The sequence below is a fragment of the Winslowiella toletana genome (assembly GCF_017875465.1).
GTDB classification, from domain to species: domain Bacteria; phylum Pseudomonadota; class Gammaproteobacteria; order Enterobacterales; family Enterobacteriaceae; genus Erwinia; species Erwinia toletana.
Window position 1 is genome coordinate 3,046,508 of the sequence record NZ_JAGGMQ010000001.1, and the last position, 25,666, is coordinate 3,072,173.

Annotated in this window: 23 protein-coding genes and 1 tRNA gene; 7 read left to right on the forward strand and 17 right to left on the reverse strand. The window is 53.3% G+C overall.

Annotation, left to right across the window (positions count from 1 at the left end; translation table 11 throughout):
- The first annotated feature begins 3 nt into the window (after nucleotides 1–3).
- On the forward strand, nucleotides 4–684 hold the full coding sequence (locus tag J2125_RS14090; RefSeq protein WP_017801027.1) for a GntR family transcriptional regulator: 681 nt from the start codon (nucleotides 4–6) through the stop codon (nucleotides 682–684).
- Nucleotides 685–749: 65 nt separating this feature from the next.
- On the opposite strand, the gene J2125_RS14095 is transcribed toward J2125_RS14090, so the two are convergent.
- The 11 genes from J2125_RS14095 to J2125_RS14145 all read right to left on the reverse strand — a co-directional run bounded on the left by J2125_RS14095 (nucleotide 750) and on the right by J2125_RS14145 (nucleotide 13,533).
- Nucleotides 750–1,163, reverse strand: coding sequence for a type III secretion system chaperone (locus J2125_RS14095; RefSeq protein ID WP_017801026.1), 414 nt, complete (start codon nucleotides 1,161–1,163; stop codon nucleotides 750–752).
- Nucleotides 1,164–1,184: 21 nt separating this feature from the next.
- The gene (locus tag J2125_RS14100; protein ID WP_017801025.1) at nucleotides 1,185–7,061 is read right to left on the reverse strand and encodes an AvrE-family type 3 secretion system effector; all 5,877 of its coding nucleotides are present in this window, start codon (nucleotides 7,059–7,061) and stop codon (nucleotides 1,185–1,187) included.
- A 42-nt stretch (nucleotides 7,062–7,103) separates the two neighbouring features.
- Complete coding sequence (gene hrpT, locus J2125_RS14105) at nucleotides 7,104–7,289, reverse strand: HrpT family type III secretion system protein (protein WP_017801024.1); 186 nt, start codon at nucleotides 7,287–7,289, stop codon at nucleotides 7,104–7,106.
- Nucleotides 7,290–7,300: 11 nt separating this feature from the next.
- A complete protein-coding gene (sctC, locus tag J2125_RS14110) occupies nucleotides 7,301–9,403 on the reverse strand; it encodes a type III secretion system outer membrane ring subunit SctC (RefSeq protein WP_017801023.1) in 2,103 nt (700 codons plus the stop codon).
- Between the two features lie 58 nt (nucleotides 9,404–9,461).
- Nucleotides 9,462–9,692, reverse strand: a complete 231-nt coding sequence (locus J2125_RS14115) for a hypothetical protein (RefSeq protein WP_017801022.1) — start codon at nucleotides 9,690–9,692, stop codon at nucleotides 9,462–9,464.
- Between the two features lie 76 nt (nucleotides 9,693–9,768).
- On the reverse strand, nucleotides 9,769–10,353 hold the full coding sequence (gene sctL / locus J2125_RS14120; RefSeq protein WP_017801021.1) for a type III secretion system stator protein SctL: 585 nt from the start codon (nucleotides 10,351–10,353) through the stop codon (nucleotides 9,769–9,771).
- Nucleotides 10,340–10,930, reverse strand: coding sequence for a hypothetical protein (locus J2125_RS14125; protein WP_017801020.1), 591 nt, complete (start codon nucleotides 10,928–10,930; stop codon nucleotides 10,340–10,342). Before J2125_RS14125 ends, sctL begins: the two co-directional genes overlap by 14 nt.
- Nucleotides 10,931–10,936: 6 nt before the next feature.
- Nucleotides 10,937–11,713, reverse strand: coding sequence for a type III secretion system inner membrane ring lipoprotein SctJ (sctJ, locus tag J2125_RS14130; protein ID WP_017801019.1), 777 nt, complete (start codon nucleotides 11,711–11,713; stop codon nucleotides 10,937–10,939).
- A 7-nt stretch (nucleotides 11,714–11,720) separates the two neighbouring features.
- Nucleotides 11,721–12,095: an EscI/YscI/HrpB family type III secretion system inner rod protein gene (locus J2125_RS14135; protein ID WP_017801018.1), complete on the reverse strand. Its 375-nt coding sequence runs from the start codon at nucleotides 12,093–12,095 to the stop codon at nucleotides 11,721–11,723.
- A gap of 63 nt (nucleotides 12,096–12,158) precedes the next feature.
- The gene (locus J2125_RS14140; RefSeq protein ID WP_017801017.1) at nucleotides 12,159–12,398 is read right to left on the reverse strand and encodes a hypothetical protein; all 240 of its coding nucleotides are present in this window, start codon (nucleotides 12,396–12,398) and stop codon (nucleotides 12,159–12,161) included.
- A 154-nt stretch (nucleotides 12,399–12,552) separates the two neighbouring features.
- The gene (locus J2125_RS14145; RefSeq protein ID WP_017801016.1) at nucleotides 12,553–13,533 is read right to left on the reverse strand and encodes a sigma 54-interacting transcriptional regulator; all 981 of its coding nucleotides are present in this window, start codon (nucleotides 13,531–13,533) and stop codon (nucleotides 12,553–12,555) included.
- A 510-nt stretch (nucleotides 13,534–14,043) separates the two neighbouring features.
- Between J2125_RS14145 and J2125_RS14150 the strand changes: the two genes are divergently transcribed.
- The 3 genes from J2125_RS14150 to J2125_RS14160 are packed head-to-tail and all read left to right on the forward strand — an operon-like array spanning nucleotide 14,044 to nucleotide 16,309.
- Nucleotides 14,044–14,616 (forward strand): hypothetical protein, encoded by a 573-nt coding sequence (locus J2125_RS14150; RefSeq protein WP_017801015.1) that lies wholly within the window; start codon nucleotides 14,044–14,046, stop codon nucleotides 14,614–14,616.
- A complete protein-coding gene (locus tag J2125_RS14155; protein WP_017801014.1) occupies nucleotides 14,606–15,196 on the forward strand; it encodes a hypothetical protein in 591 nt (196 codons plus the stop codon). The genes J2125_RS14150 and J2125_RS14155 overlap by 11 nt, the downstream gene beginning before the upstream one ends.
- Nucleotides 15,197–15,214: 18 nt before the next feature.
- The gene (locus J2125_RS14160) at nucleotides 15,215–16,309 is read left to right on the forward strand and encodes a hypothetical protein (RefSeq protein WP_100229617.1); all 1,095 of its coding nucleotides are present in this window, start codon (nucleotides 15,215–15,217) and stop codon (nucleotides 16,307–16,309) included.
- 119 nt (nucleotides 16,310–16,428) lie between these two features.
- On the opposite strand, the gene J2125_RS14165 is transcribed toward J2125_RS14160, so the two are convergent.
- Complete coding sequence (locus tag J2125_RS14165) at nucleotides 16,429–16,938, reverse strand: YjjA family protein (RefSeq protein ID WP_017801012.1); 510 nt, start codon at nucleotides 16,936–16,938, stop codon at nucleotides 16,429–16,431.
- Nucleotides 16,939–17,240: 302 nt separating this feature from the next.
- Between J2125_RS14165 and J2125_RS14170 the strand changes: the two genes are divergently transcribed.
- From J2125_RS14170 to J2125_RS14180, 3 genes are all read left to right on the forward strand, one after another.
- Nucleotides 17,241–17,325: transfer RNA gene (locus J2125_RS14170), tRNA-Leu, on the forward strand.
- A gap of 273 nt (nucleotides 17,326–17,598) precedes the next feature.
- The gene (locus J2125_RS14175) at nucleotides 17,599–18,441 is read left to right on the forward strand and encodes a DUF3289 family protein (protein WP_017801011.1); all 843 of its coding nucleotides are present in this window, start codon (nucleotides 17,599–17,601) and stop codon (nucleotides 18,439–18,441) included.
- Nucleotides 18,438–18,875, forward strand: a complete 438-nt coding sequence (locus tag J2125_RS14180; RefSeq protein WP_017801010.1) for a DUF943 family protein — start codon at nucleotides 18,438–18,440, stop codon at nucleotides 18,873–18,875. The genes J2125_RS14175 and J2125_RS14180 overlap by 4 nt, the downstream gene beginning before the upstream one ends.
- 548 nt (nucleotides 18,876–19,423) lie before the next feature.
- On the opposite strand, the gene J2125_RS25285 is transcribed toward J2125_RS14180, so the two are convergent.
- The 5 genes from J2125_RS25285 to J2125_RS14210 form a co-directional block, all read right to left on the reverse strand.
- Nucleotides 19,424–19,660, reverse strand: coding sequence for a helix-turn-helix domain-containing protein (locus J2125_RS25285; RefSeq protein WP_157819461.1), 237 nt, complete (start codon nucleotides 19,658–19,660; stop codon nucleotides 19,424–19,426).
- Nucleotides 19,661–19,783: 123 nt separating this feature from the next.
- Nucleotides 19,784–21,220, reverse strand: coding sequence for an MFS transporter (locus J2125_RS14195; RefSeq protein WP_017801008.1), 1,437 nt, complete (start codon nucleotides 21,218–21,220; stop codon nucleotides 19,784–19,786).
- A gap of 154 nt (nucleotides 21,221–21,374) precedes the next feature.
- Nucleotides 21,375–23,501 (reverse strand): peptidase domain-containing ABC transporter, encoded by a 2,127-nt coding sequence (locus J2125_RS14200; protein ID WP_026111678.1) that lies wholly within the window; start codon nucleotides 23,499–23,501, stop codon nucleotides 21,375–21,377.
- Nucleotides 23,502–23,503: 2 nt separating this feature from the next.
- On the reverse strand, nucleotides 23,504–24,775 hold the full coding sequence (locus tag J2125_RS14205) for an HlyD family secretion protein (protein WP_017801006.1): 1,272 nt from the start codon (nucleotides 24,773–24,775) through the stop codon (nucleotides 23,504–23,506).
- A complete protein-coding gene (locus J2125_RS14210; protein WP_241763948.1) occupies nucleotides 24,756–25,658 on the reverse strand; it encodes a hypothetical protein in 903 nt (300 codons plus the stop codon). Before J2125_RS14210 ends, J2125_RS14205 begins: the two co-directional genes overlap by 20 nt.
- Nucleotides 25,659–25,666: the final 8 nt, after the last annotated feature.

A 25,666-nucleotide genomic window follows, 5' to 3' on the forward strand; every position in this document is an offset into this window, starting at 1 on the left:
AAGATGACTGACTACCAGGATCACGCCCTGTCTGCCATTATGGCAGCCAAACCACTGTATATGAAATCAGCCAGTCTTTCTGAACAGGTCTATGCGCTGCTTAAAGAGTTGATTCTGGAGCGAAAAATTCCGGGAAGTAGTGAAATGTCCGAGTCCCGCCTGTCCGAAGAGTTACAGGTGTCGCGTACGCCGATGCGTGAAGCGCTGGTGCGGCTGGCGGGCGAAAACCTGCTGGAGCGTCGCGGCGCACGCTCTTATGCCGTGCGCTCAGTCGATATCAAGGAGTACCTTGATACCATGGGGTTGCGCGAGATCCTGGAAGCGGAAGCTGTCAGCAAGGCCTTTGGTCGTATCAGCAACGAAACGCTGACGGCGCTGATCGCGGAATTGCAGCTGCTGATTGAAAGCGATCAGGAAGAGCATCTGTACTGGCGCTTTGATGAAAAACTGCATGACACCCTCGCAGAAGCGTCCGGCAATATAGTGCTGGCCCAGGTGCTGCGAAGATTGCGGGTCAACGTGCGTCTGTTCCGCCTGCACAGTCCGTTGCATCGCCAGCAGGAGAATCATATCGAGCATCTGGATTTGCTGAATGCAATGCTGGCCGGAGATAAAGATAAAAGCCTTGAGTCGATTCGCAAGCATATTACTAATCTGAAAAATGATGTGCTGAGTTCGTTGTAGCCGGGCAGATTAGCCCTGCCACAACGTTTGCTGATGTAAGCGGCGGCGTTCCCGCCGTCTGCAGATTACAGGCCGGCAAACACTTCGGTGATTAACTCGCGCGCTTCCCGCGCCTGCTGCATAAACGCCAGCAGCAGCTGACTAAAACCGCTGGCATTCAGCGCGGCCAGCGGTTGCTGACTGCACAAACGAATTGAATCCTCCTCATCCAGCGCCAGCCAGCAACCACGCATCGCGTTCATCTCAAAATTCAGCGTCATCAGCAGACGCCAGGCCGCCAGCTTCTCGCCATAATCCTGCATGGCGAACAGCTGACAGTGCAACAGCAACGCATCACTGCCATCCGGCAGTTCCAGCACCAGCGCCTCCTGACCACTTTCGTCCTGCAAGGCGCAGACGCCATTCTCCAGCTTCAGTACCACGCCCTGGCTGCTGGCGAACTCGTCCAGCAGCATCTGCAACTGTTGTTGGGGTTTCATCGCGCTCTCCTGTTAACTATTCTAAACCACACCGCGTTTATCCTGCACTTCCGCATTGGTCAGAGCATTCACCACATCCTGGCTGGCGTAGGCAATTTCACCCTCCAGCGAAAACGAGTGCGGGGTTGCCTGATCTTCACCATAACTAAAGTTAATCTTGCCAAGATTACGGCTCATACTGACATTGCCTTTGCTCGATCCGCCGGTGACCAGCAACGGAATATTGATCCCTTCCGGCTTATTGTTGGTCTCCGTAAAGCCGATGGATTTGATCCGCAGATTATTGCGATCCTTTAACAGCTTCTCTATCTGCTGCGGCTGGGTGCGGTGATCCAGCCACAGTTCCTGTGTTTCAAATTTCTTGTTGTCTTTCATCTCCAGCGTCACCACCGCCTGCGTATCGCTATGCTTTTGCAAATCGCGGATCACCTCTTTCAGCATCGGCTTCTCAGCCATAAACTGGCTGATGCGCTCCGCATTACTCGCTGGCAGCTCGCTGGCGATCAGGCTGTGCAGGACATGCATCAGATTGTTGCTGTCGATCTTATGCAAGTTGTTATAGGTGGTTTGATACTCGGCGCTGTTCATCGCCTGACAACGCAGATCCGCCGCCTGCTGCTGCAACCGCAGCTGTTTAGCGCTATTGATCACGCCGTACTGGCCGTTGTTGTCCGGCGTCATGGTGAGCAAATGGGTGGTGAGTTTCTCCAGCTTCTGCTTTACCGCCTGTTTTTCAGGCAGCATTGAGGTGTTAAATTCTTCCTTTTTGGCGGCGGCTGGTTTGGCTGCGGCTTCAGCTGTGGTCTCGGCTGCGGTCTCAAAAGCATCCAGTGCTTTTTTCTCCAGCGCATCGAGCTTTTTCCGCTCATCCTTACTCAGCGCGGGTTTGCCGTCAGGGTTATTCAGATAATCGAGGAAGCGCTGCTCATTCAGCGTTTTCATCTGCGCTGATAGCTCCACCTCTGGCTTCTTCGGCGGCTTATCGGCGTCTTTAATCTCCTGCACCAGCTTGTTCAGTTCGGCATCATCGAAATTTAACCCGATCTGCTCAAGCAGCTTATCCAGCTGCCGCTGTTCAGGCGCTTCGACTTTGGCCATATCGATGCTCATACTCTGTTTGGTACGATTATCGATACTGACCTGGATATTGGTGCTGCTAACGCCAAACAGCGGCACGCGCAGATTAGATGCGGCGTTAGTGGTCATCCCGGCGCCGCCGGCAATACCGGCGCTGGCGCTGGCATTGTTAAGAAAGCGCATACGGTTATCACTGCGGCCATCAGTCTGGCCGCCATCCGTGCGGGTAACATTCCGGTCGCGCTGGGCGGAGGCCAGATTCACCCCGGTCTGCGCGACCACCGTACCGCGAACCGTGGCGGAGTCGCCGCCGCCCACCGGCAGGGATGCGCCGCCACCGGCGGCGGCAATCAATGCCGCATCGACATTGAAGGTCAGGGTGGTGCCATGTTTCATACGGTGGCCGACGCCGCGATCGATCAGCTGCTGCGGGTTCAGCTCGCCGCTGGTCATCTGCCTGATAAATGGCTCCAGCTCCGCTTCGCTGATGGTAAAGCTAATGCTGTTTTGCATCTGCCGCTGTAGCGCCATCGAGATCATGCCGCCAAGGCGTGCCGACGGAATGATCGCGTTGCCATCACCAAGATCGGCCTTAATATTCTGGTAATCGTCCGCTTCGCTAATCGGGTTCCAGCCCACGGCGCCAAAAGCGGTGCCGGTGCCGCCGCCATTACGGCTAAAGGAGACGGTAATGCCGCTGTCGCCGCGCGAGAAACTGGCGTTATACGTGCGATCAAGATTGCCGCGCAGGCCGGGGATGCCGATCACTTCACCGCCGGGGATCACCGACAGGGTTAACAGCCCGCCATAGGATCGGTCAAAGCCCATATTTTCCCCCGGCTCCAGCGAGGTAATAGTGCGATGCAGACGCTCGGTCATCTGATCCTGATCCTTTGCTTTCAGCACCGTACGGGTCGTCATATTGATACCGTGATGCGGCTTACTGAAGGCATTGGTCATCGATTTCACTGAGTCGTAGCAGGCTTCCAGATGCTTATTGCTGACAAAACCCTGGCTGGTGGCTTTCCGTATCGGATCCTCGCCGTAGGTTTCATCGCGCAGCACGCGGAAGCGCTCCTGCAGATCCTTCGAATGCGCCGCGATAGCCTGGTTATCTCCCGCCAGTCCTTCCATCTCATCCACCATCTCGTGCAGTTTGCTCATGGTGATGCCGTCGAGGATCAGGCGGGATTTCGACAATCCCGTATCATCAAAAGGATCACGCTGACGATTCATCGGCGGATTCTGCTTCTGATGCCGCACCACCACTCCCTGATTCTGCAGAGTATCCATTAGCGTATGGCTGTCATTTTCCGCACGCATCGGATAGCGCTGATACAGGGTGGCGAGATCGTTAACCAGATTGCTGTCGTCGCTATTGATATTCAGCGCCTGAGTAAAGGCGTTGAGCCGGGATGGCGAGAAATCTTTGGTGGCGGTGCGATCGGGTTGCAGCGCGCCGCTATGCTGGCCCAGCAGGCTGGTCTGATGGCGCGCGCTGTCGGTGACGCCATCGCTGAAGGTTTTCAGATTTTCAATCAGCGCCTGATTAAACGAACTGTTTTCCAGCGCGGTCAGGCGATCCTGCAAATTAGCACGTGGTGCCGCAGGCGCTGGCGCGGCAATCAGCGCCTTCATCTCGCTGTGCAGCGCGCCCTGATGCTGATATAGCGGGCGCAGCCCTTCACGACCCTGCCAGTCATGCTGCATATGGTAACCGGCATTTTTAATCGGGCGCGGCGTGGCGAGGGTGGGGTTAAAAACGTGGGCGCGCAGACGGTCGCGCAGGCGGCTGTTGATATGGTTACCGTCGCGGCCGGTCATACCAAACAGATTAGCTTCGCGCTTCATGGTCATGCCCATCACGCGGGTACTTTTGGTGGCGTCATCCAGACGCTCCCAGGCCTTCTCTTTGCGGCGGCGATGGGATTTAGCTTCCAGCTTTTTATCCGGATCGTAGTCCGGCTGTACCAGCCAGCGGTCGGCATCGGCTACCTGTTTTGCATTCTGGCTGGTGACCTGGCCTTCAGCAGCGGGATTGGACGCCGCGCCTGCGGCGTTTTCTCCCTGTTTAACCGTGGCGTTCAGCCGACGCCCGGCCAGTTGCAGAATCGCGCTGCGCCCGTCTTTATCCGCCACCATCAGCGAACCGTCGGCAACATTATGCAGGCTTGCCAGTTCCACCAGCCCGTCGGGCAGCGCTACCGGCTGCCAGCCCGGCGCGGGTTGTTCTGTATGCCGGGTCTGCCAGTGATCTTTCGGCATGGTATACAGCTTGCCCTGCTCATCGAGGGTATACAGCGACTGTTTTTGATCCATGGCGACATCGGTCAGGGTATTGCCGACACCGCTGGCTGGCATACTTTCAGCGGTACCCGCTTTGCTGGCGGGCAGCCAGTTATCGATGCCATCTTTGGTCAGGGTGTGCATCAGCTTTTCCGGCTGGCGGCTGCCGGAGAGATTACGGTGAAACTGCAATTCGCCGTCTTCGCTCAGGGCGACAAACCGCTCGGCATCCAGCGGAGCGATGGCGCTGGCTTTATTCTGACTGTTAATGCCCACCAGTGGCTCATCCAGCGACAGGTTGCTTTTCATCTGGCGCATGGTGAACTGATGGTTGCTGCCGCCAATGCTGTCGCTTTTCAGGCTGACTTTTACCCGTGAGGCGATGCCGTCTTTCAGCACATATGCCTGGCCGTCCTGGCCGCGCTTGATATTATCAGCACTCTCAAAGCTGGCTTCCCAGCGCTGGGAGTTTTTATTAAAGGCGTGGATTTTGCCATCATGGATCATCACCTGGCCGAGACGGCCCAGATCGACATTATCCTGCGGCAACGGACGCGGGCGTAGCAGACCTTCATGATGATCCATGACCAGACTGGCGCTGAGATTCCAGTCGGGGCGGAATGCGCCGCTGGCGTCCAGCGAGCAGGCGTGGCGCTCATTAGTGGCATCTTTCACCAGCGCAAGCAGCTTGCCGTCGCCATGGTTAACAAAGCTTTCCACACTGTATTTTTCACCGAGATGGGCCGCCAGCTGGGCGGATTTTTCGCTGTCCTGTTGCAGCAGCAGCTCTTTATCGCCTTTCTTTGGCGCTGCGCTGCTGTACAGCTTGCCGTTACTGCCAATGGCAAACAGCTGGTTATTGTGCAGGGTGATGCCGGTGGCATGAAAATCGCTGGTGGTTTCTCCCTGCTGCGTTTTCAGCGCAATGCTCTGTGGTTTGGTTCTGTCGCTGTCCGGCTCGCTTTCCGCATCCAGTGCGCTGAGAAATTGCACTGACTGTTTGGCGGTTTTCTCGTCTTTCAGCAGCAACAGCGCATTACCCTGTTCGTTGGTGCAGTAGCTGGTGATCTTCTGTTTAAATTTTTCCGATTCGCCGCCGGTAGAGAGGTTATACAGGGTTTTACTGTCGTGAATGGCATACAGCATGCCGTTCGGCTGTTTGGTTAATTTGCTGAAGCTTTTCTCTTCATCTTTATCCAGCTGATCCCAGTGCATCTTCTGTTCATCAAGACGATAAAGACGACCGCCGTGCTCACGCAGCTGTTCGCTGACCAGATCTTTTACCCGGCCATCACCCTCTTCGCGCTCATGGCTGAATATCCCGGTCAGCTGGCTATGCAGCGCTTCCCCTGGTGTTGCGGTATTGCGCAGCAGCGCGGCATGGTTCTGCTGCCCGGCGGGCGCGGGCAGGCTTTGCGTCAGGCCGATAAACGCCGTTTTCGATCCCTGTAAACTTAACAGGCGATTGCGATCATCCAGCAGCAGATGCTGGCTGTTATCGTCACTGGCCTGGTGCGCCTTATACGTGTGACGTGGCCGCGCCACCGTCTCATTCAGGATATTGCGCAGGTTATCTGATACCGCATCGGTTACCGTCAGCTTGCCGTTGCCATCCAGCGCCAGCCCGGCGATCTGCGGGCGCAGCCGGTTTTTTTGTTCAGCGCGATCACTTTCGGCGGCGTCCAGCGCCACCTGCTGCATGGGGTTAAGCTTGCTTCTCTCCAGCTCGTTGAATTTCTCTTCTGCAATGGTGGCCAGTTTCGGCGGCGTAGCGGCCTGACGCGTTTGCTGCGGCGCAATGCGGGCGTTTTCCGGCTGTTTGCCGCGTGCCTTTTCGCTGAGCGACGGCGTGGGGTGCTCGGGGCGCTGGCCTTGCGCCTGTTCCAGCAGCGGCGAGGGCGGCTTACTGACCGGAGCGGGCGGATTATTGATTAATGCCTCCAGTTCCGGCAGTTCCGCAATGGTGTCCATTACCGTACTGGCGAGTGTTTCCCGGCGCGAAGGTCTTGAGGTGGTGGCTGGCGCTGGCGTGGTGCTGGCGGAGGGACGGGGCTGCACGGCAGGCGGCGTAGTGGCTGGTGGTCGGGTCTGCGCGCCGGGAGTACGTTGCAGCGCGCTGGCGCGGGTGTAGCTTTCTGGCTCGCGCGTTGCCGCCCCGGGCTGGGGGCGGGCGCTGCTACGGGTAAATTGCGCGGTATTCAGATTCTCTTCAGGCCGCGGCGGCAGTGGCGCATTATTGCGGCTCTGTGGCCCCGGTCGCTTCTGCAGTTTATTGCCATTGGACTGCAACCGTTCACGCAGCCGCGTCAGGCTGCTGCGCAATCCACAGCCGCTGCTCTGGCGCGGCTGCGTCCCCTGTTGTCTGAGTGGCGGCGCGGGCTGGCTGGAGGCGCCATCCTGCAGCAGCGATCCCCCGGCGTTCTGCCGTGGACGCGTGTTTATCTGGCGTAACGGGATTGATGGCGTTTGCGTATTACGCGCCTGCACCCCGCGCATCGCGCGGTTGCCGGCTAACAGGGGAAGTTTGAATGGCATACTCTTCTCCATAAGCCCCCGGTATAGGGGGCTTAACAGCGGTTAGTTTTCCACCGGCACCTGGGTGAAATCATAAGGCCCGTTACGCAGCTCCGGCTGCCACCAGATAGTGAGCTGGTGCAGATCCGACTGCGGACGGCAGGAGACCGAATTACAGCCTGCAGGTGGTTTGGCGCAGGCGCTCAGCAGCGTCGCCAGCAGGCCCAGCATGATCAATTTAGGCAACATTCTCTCTCTCCTTAGCGTGTCAGCATGCGGCTGCTGTCGCGGGTAGCTGGCGTGCTTACCGCTGCGGGCGCGCCGCCAGCAGCGGACAGCAATGACATCCGTGATGGACGCACCGTGCCGTTGGGTTCAAACGCCACATACACTTCGGCGGAATCACCGGGTTTCAGCGCCGATCGCGGCCAGCTGGCCACCGCCAGCGTGCGGTCGCTGCGACAGGCGGCTTCATCAAAACGCTGCGTCTGGTTGCTGGTATTGGTGATCACGCCAACCGAGATCTGCACCGATTTATTGCCGTACCACTGATGGCGTCTGAAATCGCTGTGGAACGCCGACGGGATATTGCACAGCGAGCTGAGCGTCAGACCGCTGCCGCCGCTGGTCATCCCGGTGGGAATACGGTTCTGCGCCAGGTCGCGCATCGCATTTTCCACCATCTCTTTCATATCGGTGTATTTATGCCGACGGCTGACTTCGTCCATCGCATTATTCAGCTGCTCGCGTGATTCGGCGGCGATATAGCGTGACGGATCAACCTGATCGCCAATCAGGTGCGGTGTGATAATAAACAGCCGCTCGCGCTGCGAGGTTTCATGACGCGTTGAGGAAAAGAGCTTACCGATAATCGGGATGCTGCCGAGGATCGGAATACGGCGTTCACGATCGCCGCTCTGTTTGGTGTGGAAACCGCCCATCACCAGCGAGCGTTTCGCTTCGACCAGCGCCTGGGTGCTGATCACGCCGTTATTGGTGCCTTCGGCCTCACCATCATCGTTTTTATCCAGCTTGCCATCTTCGACATCGACAATCAGCTGAATCGACGACTTCTGGTGGCCGCTGATGGCGCGCGGTGTGACGCGCAGACTGGTGCCCGCGGTCACCGCCTGAATATCGGCGACGCGCTCGCCAATTGCGCGGATATAGGCGGTATCGCTGAAATCGATCACCGCGGGCTGGTTCTCCAGCGTCAGGATCGAAGGATTAGCAATAATCGACGCGGTGCCTTCGCCTTCCATCGCTTCAATACTGGCGAAAAAGCGCGAGAAATCGGAGATAAACAGCGTACTGGAACCGGCCAGCAGATTGGTTGCGCCGCTGACGTTACCGAACTGACCGCCCAGGCTGCTGGAGATGCGTTGCAGTTCGCTGCGATCGACATCAATAATCACCGCATCAATTTCAATCAGCTTTTGCGGCACGTCGATAATATCGATCAGCGCCTGATAGGCGGCGCGGTTTTTCGGATCGTCGCGCACCAGCAGGGCGTTATTACGCACGTCGGCCGAGACGGTGCCCTGTAAGCTGCTCAGTGATTTGGTTTTTTCGCGGCCAAGGCGCGAGGTGCCGCGCTGCACCATCTGATTAAGGATATTCTGCGACTGCTGCTGCATCTGATCCATTCCGCTGTCGCCGCCGTCCTGACTGCCGGACTGGCCACTGGCGGTAGCACTGTTACTCTGTCCCAGCAGCTCATTCAGCATGGTGGCGACACCCGGCACCAGCAGCTGCTGGTCGCGGTATTTGATATTACGATCGGCCACCGAGGCGTATTTCAGCGGGAACGACATCATATCTTTGTTGCTGGCGTCCGGTTTCTCTTCGGATTTACGCGCGAAATCAGCAATCAGACGCACATATTCCGGTGGCCCGGTAACCAGCACGACGCCTTCATCCGGCAGCTCGCCCCAGCCAAAACGTGGCTCCAGCAGGCCGACGCCGCGCAGCGCCTCTTTGATATCCGGTGCGGCGTCCGGGGAGATTTCCAGTCGCTGCGAGCTTTGCGCCGACTGCGGGCTGATATACAGCGTGTTGTTATAGACAAACCACTGGAAGCGGTACTCAAGCGACAGGCGATTGAGAAACGCCTCCGGGCTGTCGGCGCGCAGCTTGCCGGTAATATTGCTGTCGCCGAGGGTGCCGAGATTGATCTCGACGCCAAAACTGTTGGCAAAATCTTCAAGGATAATACTCAGCGGAGTGTTATCGGCTGAATAGGCATAAGCACCGTTTTTCCACTCTTCCGGCGCGCGGGCGCTGGCGGAGCTGATGCTGAATGCCAGCAAGGTGATGGCCGCGACGATGCGGCATACCGCAGGAACCAGTTGAAACTTAAACACGCCGAACTCCTTGTTGCCGGACGATCGAAAACGGCAGCGCTGTGCTGCCGTGGGTAACTCAGTTAATCGCATCGATAATTGACTTACGGATACCGAACTTAAACTGGGTGTACTGCGAGCTTGCCCAACCGGCGTTGGACATATCCTGCAGCTGGTTCTGGAAGGCGTACATATCGGCGACGTTAAACGACGATTCACCGGACATCTCTTTGGCGAACTGATACGCGTCGTGATGGGTACGGGATTGTTGCGTGCTTAACTGACGTTGGAGCAGATCGTTTGAACTCATGGCAAAAACTCCTCACTTTAAGGTCCAGATTTAAGTGGCACCTGAAGCAAGGCAGTTCCCGCTAATGGCAAATTTTTTAACCGGGCTGGGCCGCCAGCTGCTGGCACAACGCCGCCCAGCCGATTTGCAGTTCACCCTGTTCGGTAACCAGCCGCAGCTGATCGACCGGTAGCTGCTCGTCAAAACTCAGCTGCCACGCCAGCTGTGGTTGCTGCGCCAGCCAGCTGGAGATTTCATCCTGCTGCGCACTGGCGCACCACAGCGTCGCCTGCTGCTGGCGTGAGTGCTGACGCAACAGCTGTTGTAACAGCGCGCGAAAACGTTGCTGCGGGGTAAAATCATCCAGCACCTGGCTTATCGCCTGGCTTAACAGCTGTTCAGCAAGCGGAACCAGCTGCTGCTGATCCTGCTGGCGCTGTTGCTGCCAGTCGCTAAACATTTGGTCGGCCTGCTGCCAGAAGCGGGCTTCACACTGTTCGCGCTGTTCGGCAATGTGCTGCGCCGCCTGCTGTTGCGCCGCCGCCACTATCTCCTGCGCCTGTTGCTGCGCCTGTGCGAGGATCGCTTCCGCCTGTTGATGCGTGGCGATCTCCTGCGCCCGCAGCAGATTCCCCGTCGCTGGCTCGCCGTTCAGCAGGCTGATTTTTCTAACTTTCCACATAAGAGTCGCCCGGCTGATGGTCGATAAGATCATGACGCTGGCACTGCCACAGCGCGGCCTGCCATAACGGTTGCAGGCGTCCGGCGGCAATCGCAGGAGGAGGGGTGGAACGGCTCACCGCTGGCTGTGGAAACAGCAGTTGCAGACGTGGCCAGCCAGCGGGCCACAGGGCATGGAGCAGCTGCAGACTGTCGGCAGCCTGCCCGCTGGCAAACAGCGCTGGCGGCAGCCAGCTGGCAGGGCGCAAACCTTTCGCCAGCCGCCGGCACCAGATTTTCATCTCTGAAGGCAGCGGCGTGGCGCAGCCGCAGATCTCGGCAACCAGATCGAGCAGCAGCTGACGGCCCTGCGGCGTTAGCGCGCTAATCGCCAGCACCAGCGGCTGCGGCGGCGTAACGGGCGTCGGCGGGATCGCCAGTGACTGCTGCAATACCACCGCATGCTGTTGCAGAAAGCGCTGCTGCTGCTCATCAGAGAGGGTGGCGAAGCGGCTGTTATGCCAGCTGCGATCCGCCTGCAACCAGAAGCCGCGCTGCCACCAGCTAAGCCAGCTCAGATTGAGTTCGTCATCGTTCATGGCAAATTACTTGCCCTGTCCGGCATTATTCAGCGCCGGTTTCTTCAGACGACTGCCCGGTTTCAGCACCATAATCGCCACGCCCAGCAGCAGCAGTATGCCGATCACCAGGGTGATGATTTTAATCAGTGAATAGGTGCCTGGCGTCAGCTGGAACGGGCCAAGATGCACCACCTCGACATGATCCTGATAGGCTTTGGCCGGTACAAACACAATCGCCAGATCGCGGTCATCACGCCCGACAAGCCCCGGGATACTGGTGGCGACCAGCCGGCGGATACGCGGCTCGATACCGTCGGGATCAAGGGTGTCGTGGTATTTAATAAATACCGAGGCTGAGGCCGGTTGCACCGGCTCACCGGGCGCGATGCGCTCCGGCAGCACCACATGCACGCGCGCTACTACCACACCATCGATTTGCGCCAGGGTTGCTTCTACCTCCTGCGACAGCGCATAGATATAGCGTGCGCGCTCCTCCAGCGGGCTGGAGATCACGCCGCTTTTCTGGAACACCTCGCCTAAATTGGTGCGCGCTTTACGCGGTAAACCGGCAGCGCTCAGGATATTTACCGCGCGTTCAATATCGGGCCGGTTAACCAGTACGCTGACCCCTTCTTTCGCCACCTCTTTTTGCGCCTCGATATGGTAGCGATCCAGTTCGGCGACAATATCGTTAGCATCATTTTCCGACAGGCCGCTGTTCAGCAGGGTTTGATCGCCACAGGCTGACAGCAGCATGGCTAAGGTCACGGCAAACAGCGCTTTCAGCAGATAAGCAGGCATAAGAGGGCTACTGCAGGTTGGTGAGTTTATCGAGTGACTGCACGCCTTTGGAGATCACTTTGGCGTTCATCAGGCTCTCGATATAGTAGTTGGACAGCTGGGCATTCGCTTTGGCGAAGTCCTCGGGGTTGGAGGATTTCGAGGCGATCGACAGATCGTGAAATGCCTCTTTCTGCGCGCGCTGGCTGCCGCTAATCGATTCGGTAATCCCGTTCATCATACCGGGAGAGGTGGCGGCCACGCTGTTATCCGGGGCGGCGGCGTTTTTATTCAGCTGCGAGGAAAACCAGTGAATATCGTCCTGGCTGGCCGGTTCCGGATACATCTCGACTGAGGCGACCGGTTCAGAAGTAAGTGCAGGTTTTGCTTCAGTGACTTTCATTGGCACGACTCCATGCAGGGAAAAGTGGGAGGAGCGGAGAGGTCCCCTCCCGGAACGCGATAATTAGTACTGAATTTTAACCTGCGCAGCGGCGGAACCGGCCTGCGCGGCGCTGTCGGCGATGCCGTTAATGCGCTGGTTTTCTGCATCCAGCGCCATTTTGTCCAGCTGGTTCTTCTGCATGGTGCCCTGAATCTCCTGCGCGCCAGACATAAAGTCCGCGCCATTGGATGCACCAGAAAGTTTGCTTGAGGCAGAACCTGCGTTGGTAATCAAACTCGACAATGAAGTAATGGCAGACATAGTGTGTTCCTCGCTAATTAGGATCAGTTTTCATCATGAATGTTGCATTGATTAAGTGGCGAAGCGCGGGCGGCAGTTCCAGCAAAAGAGGATTTTTTTTTCGGGCAGGAAGAAAAGGGCATCGCCCACCGGTCTGATTCAGGTGGGCAGCTATTCAGCTATCAAGATTTAACAGCTTAAGACGGTGATACAGCGTACGGCGCGGAATACCCAGCTCATGCACCACATCATCAATGCGATTATCGTGACGGCGCAGGCAGTCATGGATCAGGCTGCGCTCAATGCGGCGCATACGGTCTTTCAGCAGCGAGCGCCCCTCCTCTTTTTTAAGTTCGCTACTGCAGAGCGGCGGCAGCCCCAGCACAAAACGCTCGGCGGCGGCTTTCATCTCGCGGATATTGCCCGGCCAGCTGTGCAACAGCAGGGCTTCATCCAGCGCTGGCGAGCGTCCGGGCAGCGGCTGATCCAGCCGCAGCGCCGCTTCATGGGTAAAGCGGCGGAACATCGGAATAATCAGCTCTGGACGTGAGCGCACCGTTGGCGTGTCGATTTTGATGGTATCGAGGCGGAAGAACAGGTCGCGGCGAAAACGTCCCTGCTCCACCAGCTGCTCCAGCGGCGTCTGCGAGGCGGCGACAATGCGCAGATCAAGACCGACGCTTTTGGTGCTGCCGAGTCGCTCGATGGCGCGCGTTTCCAGCACGCGCAGCAGCTTGGCCTGCACCGTCAGCGGCATGCTGTCGATCTCATCGAGAAACAGCAGGCCTTTATTGGCGCTTTCGATGTAGCCGGCACGCGAGTTATTCGCCCCGGTATATGCACCGGACATTACACCGAACAGTTCACTCTCCGCCAGCGTCTCCGGAATCGCCGCGCAGTTAACCGGCACCATCGGCCCGCGGCAGCCGGACAGGCGGTAGATGCGCATTGCCAGTGTGTCTTTGCCGGTACCGGTTTCACCCTGCAGCAGCACATCGATTTTCAGCGGCGCGATGGTCTGCACAATTTTATGCAGATGATTGTGAATATCGGCCTGCGGCGAGCAGCTGTTCGCCGCTGTGCTGATGACGGAACTGTTATCAATGCTCACCTCATCTGCGCTGCTGCGCATCTGAGTCTTAGTAAGACCAACCATAAATTCTCCAGTGGCTTAACGTAAACGCCGGATCCCAACATGCTGGCGTTAAAGCAATCCTGTTTGAAGCAATAGTGAAGCTGAGCTGATGTAAGTCTTGTTGTAAAAAATTACAAATCTTAAGTCAGCTTTACTCTCGCCCATGGTTGCCTGATTGCGCTATCAGTCCTGGATGATAGTTGTGTAGGGATTATCCATGACCCTGTAGGGATATCCTTACAGCGACCGACAGAATAAGCGTAAATACAATCAATTATGCTAAGTGGCCGATAGTGCGGTTGATGCGGTGAAACTTTTATGACCATCAGACAACGGAACGCTGCTGAGATTAATTTGGAACTCATCGATAGCATCGCCCACCTATTAATCGAGTCGAAACCTGAAAAACCGCCCGAAATGTCAGTTAAATGTAAGTAAATTGGCATGCAGGCGACCATAAACTGTAAAGGTGGTAACCGGTTGCGGCTCAAAAACATTCAAAACGATTACGTTTACTCGAGGAGTTATCCAATGAAATTTCCCGGAATAGGTGGCGGTGCATCCAGCGCCGGTAAAATTGATACTCCGCCCGCAACAGCTGCGGGCAAAATTGATACCCCAAACACGGCGGCGAAAGCCGATAGCGCTGCGTCCGGCAAGGCCGGTGGCGGTCCACTCTCTTACGCCGGTAAGGCGATGAACGTAGCGGGAGGCGCCAGTACGCTGGCTTCGATGACCGGTATTGGCGGCGGTGGCAATTCTGCCAGCGCCAGCAACTCTGCTACTGCAACGGGTTCTGGCCAGTCGCAGTCTGCCAGCAGTGGTGGCGGTCTGGCGTCAATGGCATCTAAGTTGTTGATGATGCTGGGTCTGCAACAGTTACTGGGTGGTGGTGAACAATCCCAGCAGAACCAGGTTCAGCAACAGCCTAAGCAGCAGTCTGCCGCGCAGCCAGCTAAAAGCGAAGGCGGCGGTATGGCTCAGCAAATGATGCAGATGATGCAGCAGATGATGCAGATGATGATGCAGCTGATGGGCATGCAGAGCAGCGGCAACAGCAGCAGCAACAGCAACCAGAGCGGAGGTGGCAACAATGGCAATTAACGGACTGGGTGCGGGCGGTAATGCGCTGGCGCTGCTGAGTCAGCTGACTCAATCATCGCAGAGCCAGCAGAATGTCTCTAATCAGAGCCAGAGCAGCGGCACCTCGCCGGTGACCTTTGGCACCAATGCCGCCAGCGCGGTGCAGCCACAATCGCTGGCGCAGAAGAGCAGCGCCAGCGGTGAGAGTGACTCGCAGGGCGGCATGATGGGCATGATGCAGCAGATGATGCAGATGTTGCAGCAGCTGTTGCAGGCGATGATGCAGCAGATGGGCGGCGATGCGAAGCAGGGCGGTGAGGCGGGAACTTCTGGCGCTGCGGGTGCGGGTGGCGCGGGTAATGCTGCTTCACCTGAAGGCGCTGCGGGCGGCGAGGGCGCTGGCAATGCTGCTGCTCCGGCGAATGCTGCGGCTTCTGAAAACAGTGGTGAAGCCGCAGGCGGCGGTCAGCAGTCTGGCGGGCTGGGCGATATGCTGAAAAATGCCCTGATGATGCTGGGTATGAATTCGCTGATGCAGATGATCGGTGGCGGTAACCAGAATCAGGCCGAGAGCCAGTCACAGAATCAGTCTCAGGTCTAAGCCCGGAGGAACTATTCGATGGCAATTCAATTAGGTAACGGGGGAGGTCTCTCTCCCGGCATACTGAGCGATATAAAGATGCCGCCCGGCGCGCAAAGCCCGGCAGCATCGGGCCAGTTATCGCTGAAGAAAGATGCCAGCACCATCAGCTACGGTGGCAGTGGCGGCGGCATCGCTGACAGTAGCTTGCTGTCTGGTAAGCAGAGCAGCGCCGGGCAGCTGTCTCAGCAGAACGGCGCCGGAATGTTGCAGGGCATGCTGATGCTGCTGGGTATGCAGGCGCTGATGCAGTCGATGGGCGCAGGTAATACTGAGGGCGCGCAAGCGGAGGCCACCGCATTGCCGGAAGAGTCGGCAGCGGGCAGCGGTACTGCCGATCCTAATATTCGCTCCAGCGAGAAGGATCTTACCGTCAAACCGAGCGAAGAGAATCTGCAGGGGCGTCCGGTCGGTGATAACCGTACTGCCGATCAGATTATCGATGACAACCCGGTGCTGAAGAACCTTGGCGATCAGAAAGACATCAAGCGCGATGAGCTGAAACAGCGCTTTGGTGACTGGACTGAAGACAATAAGGATCCGAAAAGTCGCGCCGATGCTGCTTACAATATGTCCTGTGTGCTGAACAGCATTAAAGGGCTGAACGGCAGCGACGGCAGCGAGCGGACGGAAATCTCAGCTAATGACAAGATCGAAGGGATCACTAAAGACGGCGATGCGCGTCACGGCACTGAAGCCGGTGTGCTGAAGGATGTGGCTGAGCAGGGTCTGAAGATGCTGCCGGACAACAAAAATCTGCCGGAAACCAGTGATACTCATGTGCGCAAAGATGGCACCAATAAAGATAACTTCCAGTGGGGAATGGGCGAGATTGGTAAGGTGCTATCCAATATCCCTATCCTGAAATCGGTGCTGGCGCCAACCTTTAACAATATTGGCGAAGCGCGCGATCTGGGCGAAGTGTTTACTGGTGGCCTGAAAGGGCTGGGAGAGGGGGCATTAAGCGCGGCGCGCGGCCCGGTCGGCTGGGGGATAACTGCCGCCACTGATACCGTGCAAATTGCGATGGAAAATGCCAATAAAGATAAGAAAGACCCGCCGCCGTTCTCCTGAGTGGCGCTGCAACGCCTTGTATTTCCCTTTGTCCCTGCTACTGCTCAGGGACTTTTTTTTGCCTGAATCCAGGGAATCAAAAACCGTAGGGGCAGCGTTCTCGCCGCCCGTACCGCAACTTAAGAAATAAAGTTCTTACCCTGCTTCAGCACCACATCACAGGCTTTGGTTTTCACCTTTTTGCCCATTTCGGTGTCGCCAAGGCTCTTCAGATTCAGCTGCTGACCGTTGCCGGTATTCAGCAGCCCCATCAGGCCCTGCTGATAATCGGTCTGCTGCGTTTTCTCCTGCTGAGTGTTCAGACCCAGTTTGCCCAGCACCTGGTTTTTCACCGACGAGACATTATTATCCACCACATTGTTTTTCACACAGTATTCCAGCACGCCAGCGGCGTTAGTCATGCTGTTAGCGCTTACCGCTTTATCGCCGCCGGTTAACAGGCCGGAGAGGGAAGAGAGCGAAGTGCCGCTTTGTGCAGTGTTGCTAGCGGTATTGCTGTTATTCTGCTGACCGAGCTGCGATGCCGCGCTGTTCAGCTGATCCTGCCAGCTGGCCGCAGCGGCATTGCCCGCCAGCAGCGCTGATGAGATGCTCAGAGCCAGTAACACCCGCTGAATGGACTTGTTCATTGGTAACCCCTGTTTACTGTATTACGCACAATGCCGACAGAAAAAGGCATTGCGCCTGCTATTAGAGACTTTCCGACTTTGGCTAAGTGTAGAAGTTCCTGTGGCGGGATGGGGGGTAGGGGAAATAAGGGGGAATTGGGATTTATCTGTATGGGTGAGACCAGTGGCTGAACGCAGGGAAAGTGCGGCTTTGCTGGCGACTGCGCTGTTTTTTTCAGCACTCAGATCGCAACCCCGAGGATTAAGGTTGCGCAGACCTTGTGTAACGGTATAATCCCCAACGTTTTCCGCGTACTCTTCGTGCCGAAGTGGCGAAATCGGTAGACGCAGTTGATTCAAAATCAACCATCGAGAGATGTGCCGGTTCGAGTCCGGCCTTCGGCACCATATGAGTATGAAAAATTAAGTCACCGTGAGGTGGCTTTTTTTTTGCCTGCTGTTTGCAAGATTTCCATTTAACTGATTGTTTAATAGTAATTTATTCATTATATGAAAAGTTCCTCTGAACCTGATAAGTGGCCATCAGTCAGGCCGTAGAATGTGCTGCGCCCGTTCTGGGCAACTATTTAATCTTACTTAATAATTCGGTATGCTGGACGCTGCCGGGATAAGTTTTTAGCCGGGTTAATAGCGAACAGATTATTACAGGGAGTAATTATCATGGAAATGCTAAAGTTACCTGCCACAATATTTACCACACAAAGGAAATTTGAAGACTATACTGCGGAAGATATGCGATATGGCGATTTATCATCATCTCAATTAAAAGAAAAATTTAAACTTAACGCTATTTCTGAAGTAGCAGATCCTTATACGCTTACCAGACTCACTCCTTTTGATTCGCCGAGATCAAGATTCGCCAACGTTTATGGAAGCGGAAGAGGTGAGAAATTAACCATCAGAGAGTGCGCTAATCTTCTTTTTGATGAAATGCGCGTATTGTCCTGGCCTTTCTCCTTTTACAGCCCATATAAGCAGCTGATTAACCGAATGTTAACGCATATGCAGAATAAAAATGGCATATCATTTCGGGATTCTATTTTTAATTTGGCGCTGGCAAACCAGATTACTCTGAATAAATCTAAAGAGAGTTCTCTTGAGACTATTAAATCAATAATAAATAAAAATGTAGACTATGAAAGAAAAGGTTACCCAGAATCAAAGTTGGGAGCGTTCTCGGATGCATTAAAAGTCACTGTGTTGCCTAAATTCACCAGATTTTCTGATAACATCAACGGCCTTGGCATAACTGTGCATGATATCCATGCGATGCGTATCAAGCTGATAAATTTAGAAGTGAACCATAACCGCTGGAAGGCAAATGTGCAGTATCAGGCACAAGATCACTTTGGCCTTGATAACAATGATATAATGAAAACCAAGTTTAATCAGTTTAGATTCTTCAGGATCTGGTTTGTACTTCAACGTTACGAGAAGTTTGGATTCAGACCTTTTATGACAGATATGGAGACTACATTAGTGATAGAAGGCGGATCGAGATGAAAAAAATTGTAGCTTTTGGTGTTGTTATCGCAGTCGCGGTATTTGTTATATTTGATAATTACTTATCACGCCCGGTTAAGGTCGTTGATGTACATATGACAAATTATAGCGCGACTATACTTGTTGACCATTTACCTGTAACGGATATACAGAGGATTGAGTGGTGGAAAGAGAACAAGGCAGAGATTTTAAGTAAGTATAAAATTCCTTTAGAGAACACTTATGGGGATTTATCGTATTATGTTATGGCCTTTGGCGATGGCTATAAAGAATTGGGAAAAGAGGACAGGCTTTGCTTTGATGATATTCCGCCGCCAAAGAACTGCATTGATAAAGAGCGGTTGCTTACTGTGCGTACGACGCGCGATGGGGGGACGGAGTATGTTTTGAAAGGTGGGGTTTATGTTGAGGGGAGGGATGGGGAGGTGCGATAACATGGAGGCTAGTTCATGTGACGATGGCTATAAATCGTTTGCTATAGTAATAATTGATGCCAATTAAGGCGAGTGCCTTTATCGCATCGATAAGGGCAATTTATTAATTGACTCAGCGTAACTCATTGATTATAAATTTAAAAACGGAATGATTAATGTGTTTTTTATGCAATTCAAATCGTCAATCAAATTAATGAGTTCTTGTTTGCTAAGAACATTCCCGCAGAAAAGCAGGCTTTAATGCGCTCAAGTTTTTCAGAAATATCCAAGGGTGTACAGCGGGATGAACTTTCCCCTTTAGATAAAGAAGTTGCAAAACAAATCAAGGGCCAAGCCAGTAGCAACAAGCAGATATTCACCTTTATCTACCACAATATTTTTCTGTCCATTGATGCGATGGCCGGCCACCTTGATATTATGGGCGAAATGTATTCCGAATTTCTCAAATATGCTTTAGGTGACGGTAAATATTCTTTAGAACAACAGGCGTCAATCATCGCTGATTACTGGCTGTTATTAGTTTATGGAATAAACGAGTGGAGATACTATCAACAGCCTTCACGTATCGGAAAATACTGTGGCAAATTTTCGCTTTCACCTTTTTCGATAAGGGCGATTCGTGACTGGCTCAGTCCTGTGCGGTCGCCGAGCGCGCGAGCACTCATACCAAGTGCCGTCCTGATCAGGTTTACCCACCCTTTTTTTGGACGCTTAGCTTCCCGACTGCTCGTCATATTGCTGAGCAATCTGTCTACTTGATTGATTTTAAGATCTTTATTCCACATTTCATTATCTTCTATATCGTATATGCAATGATTTTACATCTATTTCATAGTATATATGATATGAATTTTGCGTGTATTTATATTATATATACAATAAGTTTGTAGAAATTGATAACATAAAAATCACCCCCGTCCCCTCCACACCCGACTAAAACTCATCACCATCGCCAGAACCGTCGCAGCCACCGCCACCCAGAGGCTTAATCTTACCGCCAGCGCTTCCTGCAGCGGATTGTTCAGCGGCAGGACATACAGCGACAAAATAACGCCAACCAACGCCGCGCCCAGACACTGGCCAAAAGTGCGCATTATCGCCAGTACACCAGAGGCATAGCCGCTATTGACGCGCGACGCATTTGACAGTATCTCGCGGTTATTCGGGCTCTGAAAGCAGCCAAAGCCGATGCCGCATAACAGGCTGCGTGCGCCAATATCCCACGCCTGCGCATGTTCAGGCAGTTGCGCCAGCAGCACCAGCCCGGCAGCAAAAACACATAATCCGACAGTCGAGATAATCGCCGCCGGGTAGCGGTCGGCGAGTCGTCCCGCATGCGGCGCGGCCAGCACAATACCTAGCGGCCACGGGATAAACAGCAGGGCGGAAACAAAGGCGCTGTAACCATAAACACTCTGGAACAGAAACGGTAAAGCCACAAAGGTGATCCCCTGGCTGATAAAGGATGCCAGCGAGGTTAACGCCGCCAGTGAAAAGCGCGCAGAAGCGAACATATCCAGCGGCAGCAGCGGTTTTGCCGCGCGGCGCTGACGCCAGATAAATGCCAGGCCAGCAATAATCGCAGTCAGTCCGTAAGTGATGGCTGTGTTCAGCGTCTCTGGTGCAAGTGCTCCTTCACCAGGCCGGGAAAAGCTGTTCGCCGCCATAATCAGTGCGCCCAGCATCACCGCCGAGAGAATAGCGCCCGCGATATCAAATGGTTCTCGCGTTGACGTCTGTTTGCCAGGGATAACCCGTAAGCTGAGTATCATCGCGATAAGGCCCAGCGGAATATTGATGGCGAACAACCATTGCCAGCCTGTCGTCGACAGCAGGGTTCCGCCCAGCACCGGCGCGATAGCGGTGCTGGCGGCGATCAGCAGCGCATTGAGCCCAAGAATGCGGCCGAGCAGACGGTTAGGGAAAATCGAGCGCAGTATCGCGGGTGCAATACTCAGGGTTGCGGCGCCGCCAATGCCCTGCAATAAGCGCATCACAACCAGCATATCAAGCGACGACGATAATGCGCAGCCGAGGGATGCCAGCGTAAACAGCAGAAGCCCGGTGGTAAACAGTGTGCGAAACCCTATCCGGGCTGCCAGCGCGGCAAATATCGCCAGCGTCATTGCCGCCGATAAAAGATAGCCGTTGGCGACCCAGACTGCTGATGCGGCGGAAACTTCCAGCGAACGGGCGATCTGCGGTAACGCGATATTGACCATTGAACCGTCAAATACCGCCATCGTGGTGGTGGTCATTACCGCTGCCATGGCTAAACCACGTTCGCGGCCTGGCAGCCCTTCATCGCCCGGCTGGTCGGAGAATAATTCTGTCTTCTGCATCATGGAAGCACCCTTTCTTCTGTGGAAGATTGATGCAGAAAATATAACCATGCAGCAGATAAGGCGGAAGGCGCAGCATTTGCAATTATAACCTGCATCAGACGCCTTCCCACTTTCTTCAACTGCGGATGTATAGCTTAATGTGTGACGTTACCGCTTAATCTGTAACCTCATAGCCTGATGGCACAAAAGTTTTATCTCTCAGGTTATAAACCCGATCGGCGACAGCAATCATCTCTGGCCGGTGAGCCACGAATACCCGTGTAACAGGCATCTGTTTTACCGCTTCATTGATCTTCCGCTCGTTAATAACGTCCAGGTCACTGGTGGCCTCATCAAGAAACAGAATGCGGGGACGCTTGTACAGCGCCCTGGCGAGCGACACGCGCTGTTTTTGTCCGCTAGAAAGAATACTTCCCATGTCACCCACCATCGTTTCGTATTGCATCGGCATCGCCATAATCTCATCATGGATTGCCGCTGCCGTGGCGCATTCATGCATCCAGTCAATATCAGGCTGTGGGGTAAAAGAAGTGATGTTATCCATGAGTGAGGCTGCAAATAATTTATCATCCTGCATGACAAACGCCGTGTGCCGACGGTATTCGTCAATACCAGTCTGGCGGACACTAACGCCATCAATAAATATCTCTCCTGAATGCGGAAGAGTCAGACCCGCCATAACATTGAGAAGCGTCGATTTACCACAGCCTGATGGGCCGATAATCGCTACGCTCTCGCCCGGTTTGATCTCCATATCTATCCCTTCGAAAATAAAGGGTTCCGCCTCACTGTAGCGAAATGAAAGCGCACTCAGGGTTAGCTGGCCGGATACGTTCTCAAGCCGTACAGGATTTAGCGGATTCCATGCACTTTCTGTTTCGGTTGCAGCAATATCTGTCAGGCGCTGCGTGTGGATCGAGATCAGACGAAAATCAAACAGCGAATTTATCACCTTCACTGAACGGGTAAGGAACATATCTGCATAGAGCAGAAAAGCCAACAGAATACCCGCGGTCATTATGCCCGCTTCCATCAGGCTGCCGCCGATAAACAGGATCGCTGCCGATGAGAGACCCGTCAGCAGAGCCGAAAGCGTCTGGTTAATAAGATCTATCTTTAACAGATGAGCGCGTGCATTCGCGGTATCAATAACCCGGTTAAGCCATGCGTTACGCCGGTATTCAGCTAAATCAAACACTTTTACCGCTGCCACGCCGCGCACAGTCTCCAGAAAGTGGGATGATTGCTGGGCTTCATGCGCTATCGCCTCAACTTTCGCCCCCATGCAGGTGTCATAGAACATTAATTTCACCCCCAGATAAACAGCGGCCATCAGCAGGGATATGATGGCCAAAAATGGGCTGTAAGCGAACATCAGCGCGATCAGCGCCAGCAGAATAAGTACGTCGAGCAGAGAAGTAAGCATTTCTGCCGTAAATGCTTCCTGCACCTCATTTAGCGAAGTCAGCCTCGAGGCAATATCTCCGACATGGCGCTTTTCAAAAAAGGCCACCGGCAGCTTTAGCAGGCGGTTAAAAAATCCGGCGCTCCACTGGATGCCAAGTGAATAACGTATCGCCATAAGCGTCCAGGCGCGAACCATACTAAGAATCGCACGCAGGATAAGCAGAAAAACGACGCCAGTTATAATAAAATTCAACATGTTGAGGTCGCTTGCCTTTAACGCAATATCAATAATAAATTGAGAGGCAAGAGGAACAGAAAGGGCCAGAATCTCGATAAACAGTGATAACAGAAGAATTTTACACAGCACACGCCCAAGTCCGTCTACGCCGCGAAACATATCGCTGACAGTAATACTCTCGCTGATTTTTTCTTTTTTAAATTCGGCCTGAGGCCACACTTCCAGAGCGATGCCGGTAAATTTATTGGACAGTTCATTGATGCTGATAATTCTCTTTCCGGATGCGGGGTCATGGATGATAGCGCCTTTTTTGCTTATCTTTTTCAACACCACGAAATGGTTGAATGACCAGTGCAAAATACACGGAAGTTTAGTGCTGCTCAGCTCCTCCAGCTCAAGCCGCACTGCACGGGCATTCAGGTTTATTCGTCCTGCGGCTGTCATTATTTGCCTTAATGTCATGCCGTTACTTGAGACGTCAAAAAGTTTTCGCATCCCGTAAATATCTGTCTTGCGACCATACCATGCGGCTATCATTGCCAGGCAAGCTAATCCGCACTCAGTAACCTCTGTTTGCATTATTACCGGTAGCCTTTTGCTAAAAGACTGAAAAAATGCGCTGATATTATATTGCATCTCTATTCCATGCTGTCCGTTGCACGTTCATATGCCCGCCTGACAGGTATAAATAACCATTGGTAAACTTTTCTGGTTTTAACATATATTTCCGCTTCGACCTCCATGCCAGGTAAAAGCGAAATATTCAATTGCTGCTCTGTCAGCTCTGGTGTGACAATGATGCGAAAAAGTCCTTTGCCGCTATAATCACTCTTTGCCTGTGCCGGGGATGTCATATTGACTGGTGCTACCGATATCGCTTCTATCGCGCCACGGATTTTCCCATACCACTGATAAGGGTATGCGGCCACTCTCATTTTTACTTGCAACCCTCTGACGACTTCACCAATTGAATCAGAAGGCGAAAGTAGCTCAACTTTTGCCGTTGCGCCTTGCGGCACAAGCACAGCTATTCTCTGTCCAGCTGTTACCCTTTCACCAATATGTGCGCTTACGCTGGTTATGACGCCATCAAAGGGGGCGACAATTAAATATTCTTTGTTTTTCTCAGCATCAAGAATCCTTTGATCAATGGTTGCCAGTTCTATAATAAAGGATTCTTTTTTTTCATTTAAATCCCTGTCTACAGATGACGCTTGTTTCTGTAACTCCAGCAACTCACCTTGCAGAGTGATCCGCCTTACCTTCGATGAAGATAAACTTTCTGCTGATAAATAATAATCTTTTCGCCTGTCTATCAGATCCGAATCAAGCGCGATGCCTTTTTTTCTTAAGTGGGTATACAGCCTGGATTTTTCTGCGAACCATTCCTTCTGAATTTCGCTTTCTTGTATCAACGCTTCCAGGCTGTTAATTTCCTGCTGTTTTATTTTAGTTTTACTGGCCAGATAGAGACTATTTTTTTGAGCATTGCTAATGGTGATCTCAAGCTTTTTAGACAGTGCATCACGTTGCTTTTTTAACAGCGCCATCATTTCAACGTTGGCAGGGCCAAGGTTGGTATGAATATCACTGCTTACCGTGAAAACCAGCTGGCCGCGTTTTATGATTGTTCCCTCAAATGCAGAGGAACGGGTTATTATCCCATCACGTAGTGCCATTAACGCCACCGCTGGAGGATCATAAGCCACCATTCCGGTGACGTTTATCCGTTCGCTGTACGAACCAAACGTAATAATGGATACAGTGAAAATGCCGGTTATCAGGCCGGTTATCAGAAAAATAGTGAGACCTGACGGGACATGCAGACGGGAAGGGCCAAACCATCCCTCACGCTTATGTTGCAATGCCTCGGCACGAAAGACTGACTCATCATCCTTTTCTGTTGTCATCGGAAATAAAAACCTTATTATTTTTAAAATCTATCAATAGCTTTCTGCTTTTGAGGAAGTTGTTACCTATAAGTCCATCAATATTGCCCATATGTTCAAAGTCACCGGCTACAATGACCGCGCCAAAATGCTCGATTTTGCCATTCTTCGATTTCGTTTCCAGCATCAGTGCCTCGCATCCTTCATTATCCATCTCAGGATCGACAATAAGACAGCTCTCAGGTTGTCTGGATTTAAGTCTCTCACGCCAGATTATGGAAACGGTGGAACCTGTATCCATAATCAGATGATACTTATGCCCGGATTGCTCGGCTTGAAAGATCATGCCATCGGAAGACATTTGAAAAGAATATTCCTGAAAATTTTCTTTGATTTGCGATTCAGAAGCGATGTTGTCGCCAATGGTGAGTGATTTCCCCTTATAATCCAGTAATATTTGTTTATCTTTAAATGCACCTAACCCCACGACCTGGCTCTGCGGCAATTCACCTTCGCCAGAGATCATCAGCCCCCACTGCTTAAATGGAGTGACGGGGACATCTCTTAATTTCAACCCATTCATATCGAGAGATTTAGCCAGATACGCTATATTTTCCTGAACTTTACCTTTTCCATCAGTACTACGATATGTACGTTCTTTTTTTAATCCTTTGATTTTATTAAGTTGATTTTGATAAAGATGGAAACCAAATGAAGAACCCGTATCAACCATGGCATAGACCGGGGTGCCATTGATGACGAAATTTGCATGCGGGGTGGCAAGCTGATCAAAGCTCAGCGTTAAGGTTACGGATTTTTCCATATCAGCAAAGGATAGTGTCGTGCTAAAGGCGAATACAAAATATAAGCGGTTTAATAACCAGGTTATTATCATCTTCATCATGCTTTCCA

What these genes read in the sequence shown, in the direction of transcription:
- J2125_RS14090 (WP_017801027.1), top strand. Translation starts at nt 4, where the DNA reads ATGACTGACTACCAGGATCACGCCCTGTCTGCCATTATGGCAGCCAAA.
- J2125_RS14095 (WP_017801026.1), bottom strand. Translation starts at nt 1,163, where the DNA reads ATGAAACCCCAACAACAGTTGCAGATGCTGCTGGACGAGTTCGCCAGC.
- J2125_RS14100 (WP_017801025.1), bottom strand. Translation starts at nt 7,061, where the DNA reads ATGCCATTCAAACTTCCCCTGTTAGCCGGCAACCGCGCGATGCGCGGG.
- hrpT (WP_017801024.1), bottom strand. Translation starts at nt 7,289, where the DNA reads ATGTTGCCTAAATTGATCATGCTGGGCCTGCTGGCGACGCTGCTGAGC.
- J2125_RS14115 (WP_017801022.1), bottom strand. Translation starts at nt 9,692, where the DNA reads ATGAGTTCAAACGATCTGCTCCAACGTCAGTTAAGCACGCAACAATCC.
- sctL (WP_017801021.1), bottom strand. Translation starts at nt 10,353, where the DNA reads ATGTGGAAAGTTAGAAAAATCAGCCTGCTGAACGGCGAGCCAGCGACG.
- J2125_RS14125 (WP_017801020.1), bottom strand. Translation starts at nt 10,930, where the DNA reads ATGAACGATGACGAACTCAATCTGAGCTGGCTTAGCTGGTGGCAGCGC.
- sctJ (WP_017801019.1), bottom strand. Translation starts at nt 11,713, where the DNA reads ATGCCTGCTTATCTGCTGAAAGCGCTGTTTGCCGTGACCTTAGCCATG.
- J2125_RS14135 (WP_017801018.1), bottom strand. Translation starts at nt 12,095, where the DNA reads ATGAAAGTCACTGAAGCAAAACCTGCACTTACTTCTGAACCGGTCGCC.
- J2125_RS14140 (WP_017801017.1), bottom strand. Translation starts at nt 12,398, where the DNA reads ATGTCTGCCATTACTTCATTGTCGAGTTTGATTACCAACGCAGGTTCT.
- J2125_RS14145 (WP_017801016.1), bottom strand. Translation starts at nt 13,533, where the DNA reads ATGGTTGGTCTTACTAAGACTCAGATGCGCAGCAGCGCAGATGAGGTG.
- J2125_RS14150 (WP_017801015.1), top strand. Translation starts at nt 14,044, where the DNA reads ATGAAATTTCCCGGAATAGGTGGCGGTGCATCCAGCGCCGGTAAAATT.
- J2125_RS14155 (WP_017801014.1), top strand. Translation starts at nt 14,606, where the DNA reads ATGGCAATTAACGGACTGGGTGCGGGCGGTAATGCGCTGGCGCTGCTG.
- J2125_RS14160 (WP_100229617.1), top strand. Translation starts at nt 15,215, where the DNA reads ATGGCAATTCAATTAGGTAACGGGGGAGGTCTCTCTCCCGGCATACTG.
- J2125_RS14165 (WP_017801012.1), bottom strand. Translation starts at nt 16,938, where the DNA reads ATGAACAAGTCCATTCAGCGGGTGTTACTGGCTCTGAGCATCTCATCA.
- J2125_RS14175 (WP_017801011.1), top strand. Translation starts at nt 17,599, where the DNA reads ATGGAAATGCTAAAGTTACCTGCCACAATATTTACCACACAAAGGAAA.
- J2125_RS14180 (WP_017801010.1), top strand. Translation starts at nt 18,438, where the DNA reads ATGAAAAAAATTGTAGCTTTTGGTGTTGTTATCGCAGTCGCGGTATTT.
- J2125_RS25285 (WP_157819461.1), bottom strand. Translation starts at nt 19,660, where the DNA reads ATGTGGAATAAAGATCTTAAAATCAATCAAGTAGACAGATTGCTCAGC.
- J2125_RS14195 (WP_017801008.1), bottom strand. Translation starts at nt 21,220, where the DNA reads ATGATGCAGAAGACAGAATTATTCTCCGACCAGCCGGGCGATGAAGGG.
- J2125_RS14200 (WP_026111678.1), bottom strand. Translation starts at nt 23,501, where the DNA reads ATGCAATATAATATCAGCGCATTTTTTCAGTCTTTTAGCAAAAGGCTA.
- J2125_RS14205 (WP_017801006.1), bottom strand. Translation starts at nt 24,775, where the DNA reads ATGACAACAGAAAAGGATGATGAGTCAGTCTTTCGTGCCGAGGCATTG.
- J2125_RS14210 (WP_241763948.1), bottom strand. Translation starts at nt 25,658, where the DNA reads ATGATGAAGATGATAATAACCTGGTTATTAAACCGCTTATATTTTGTA.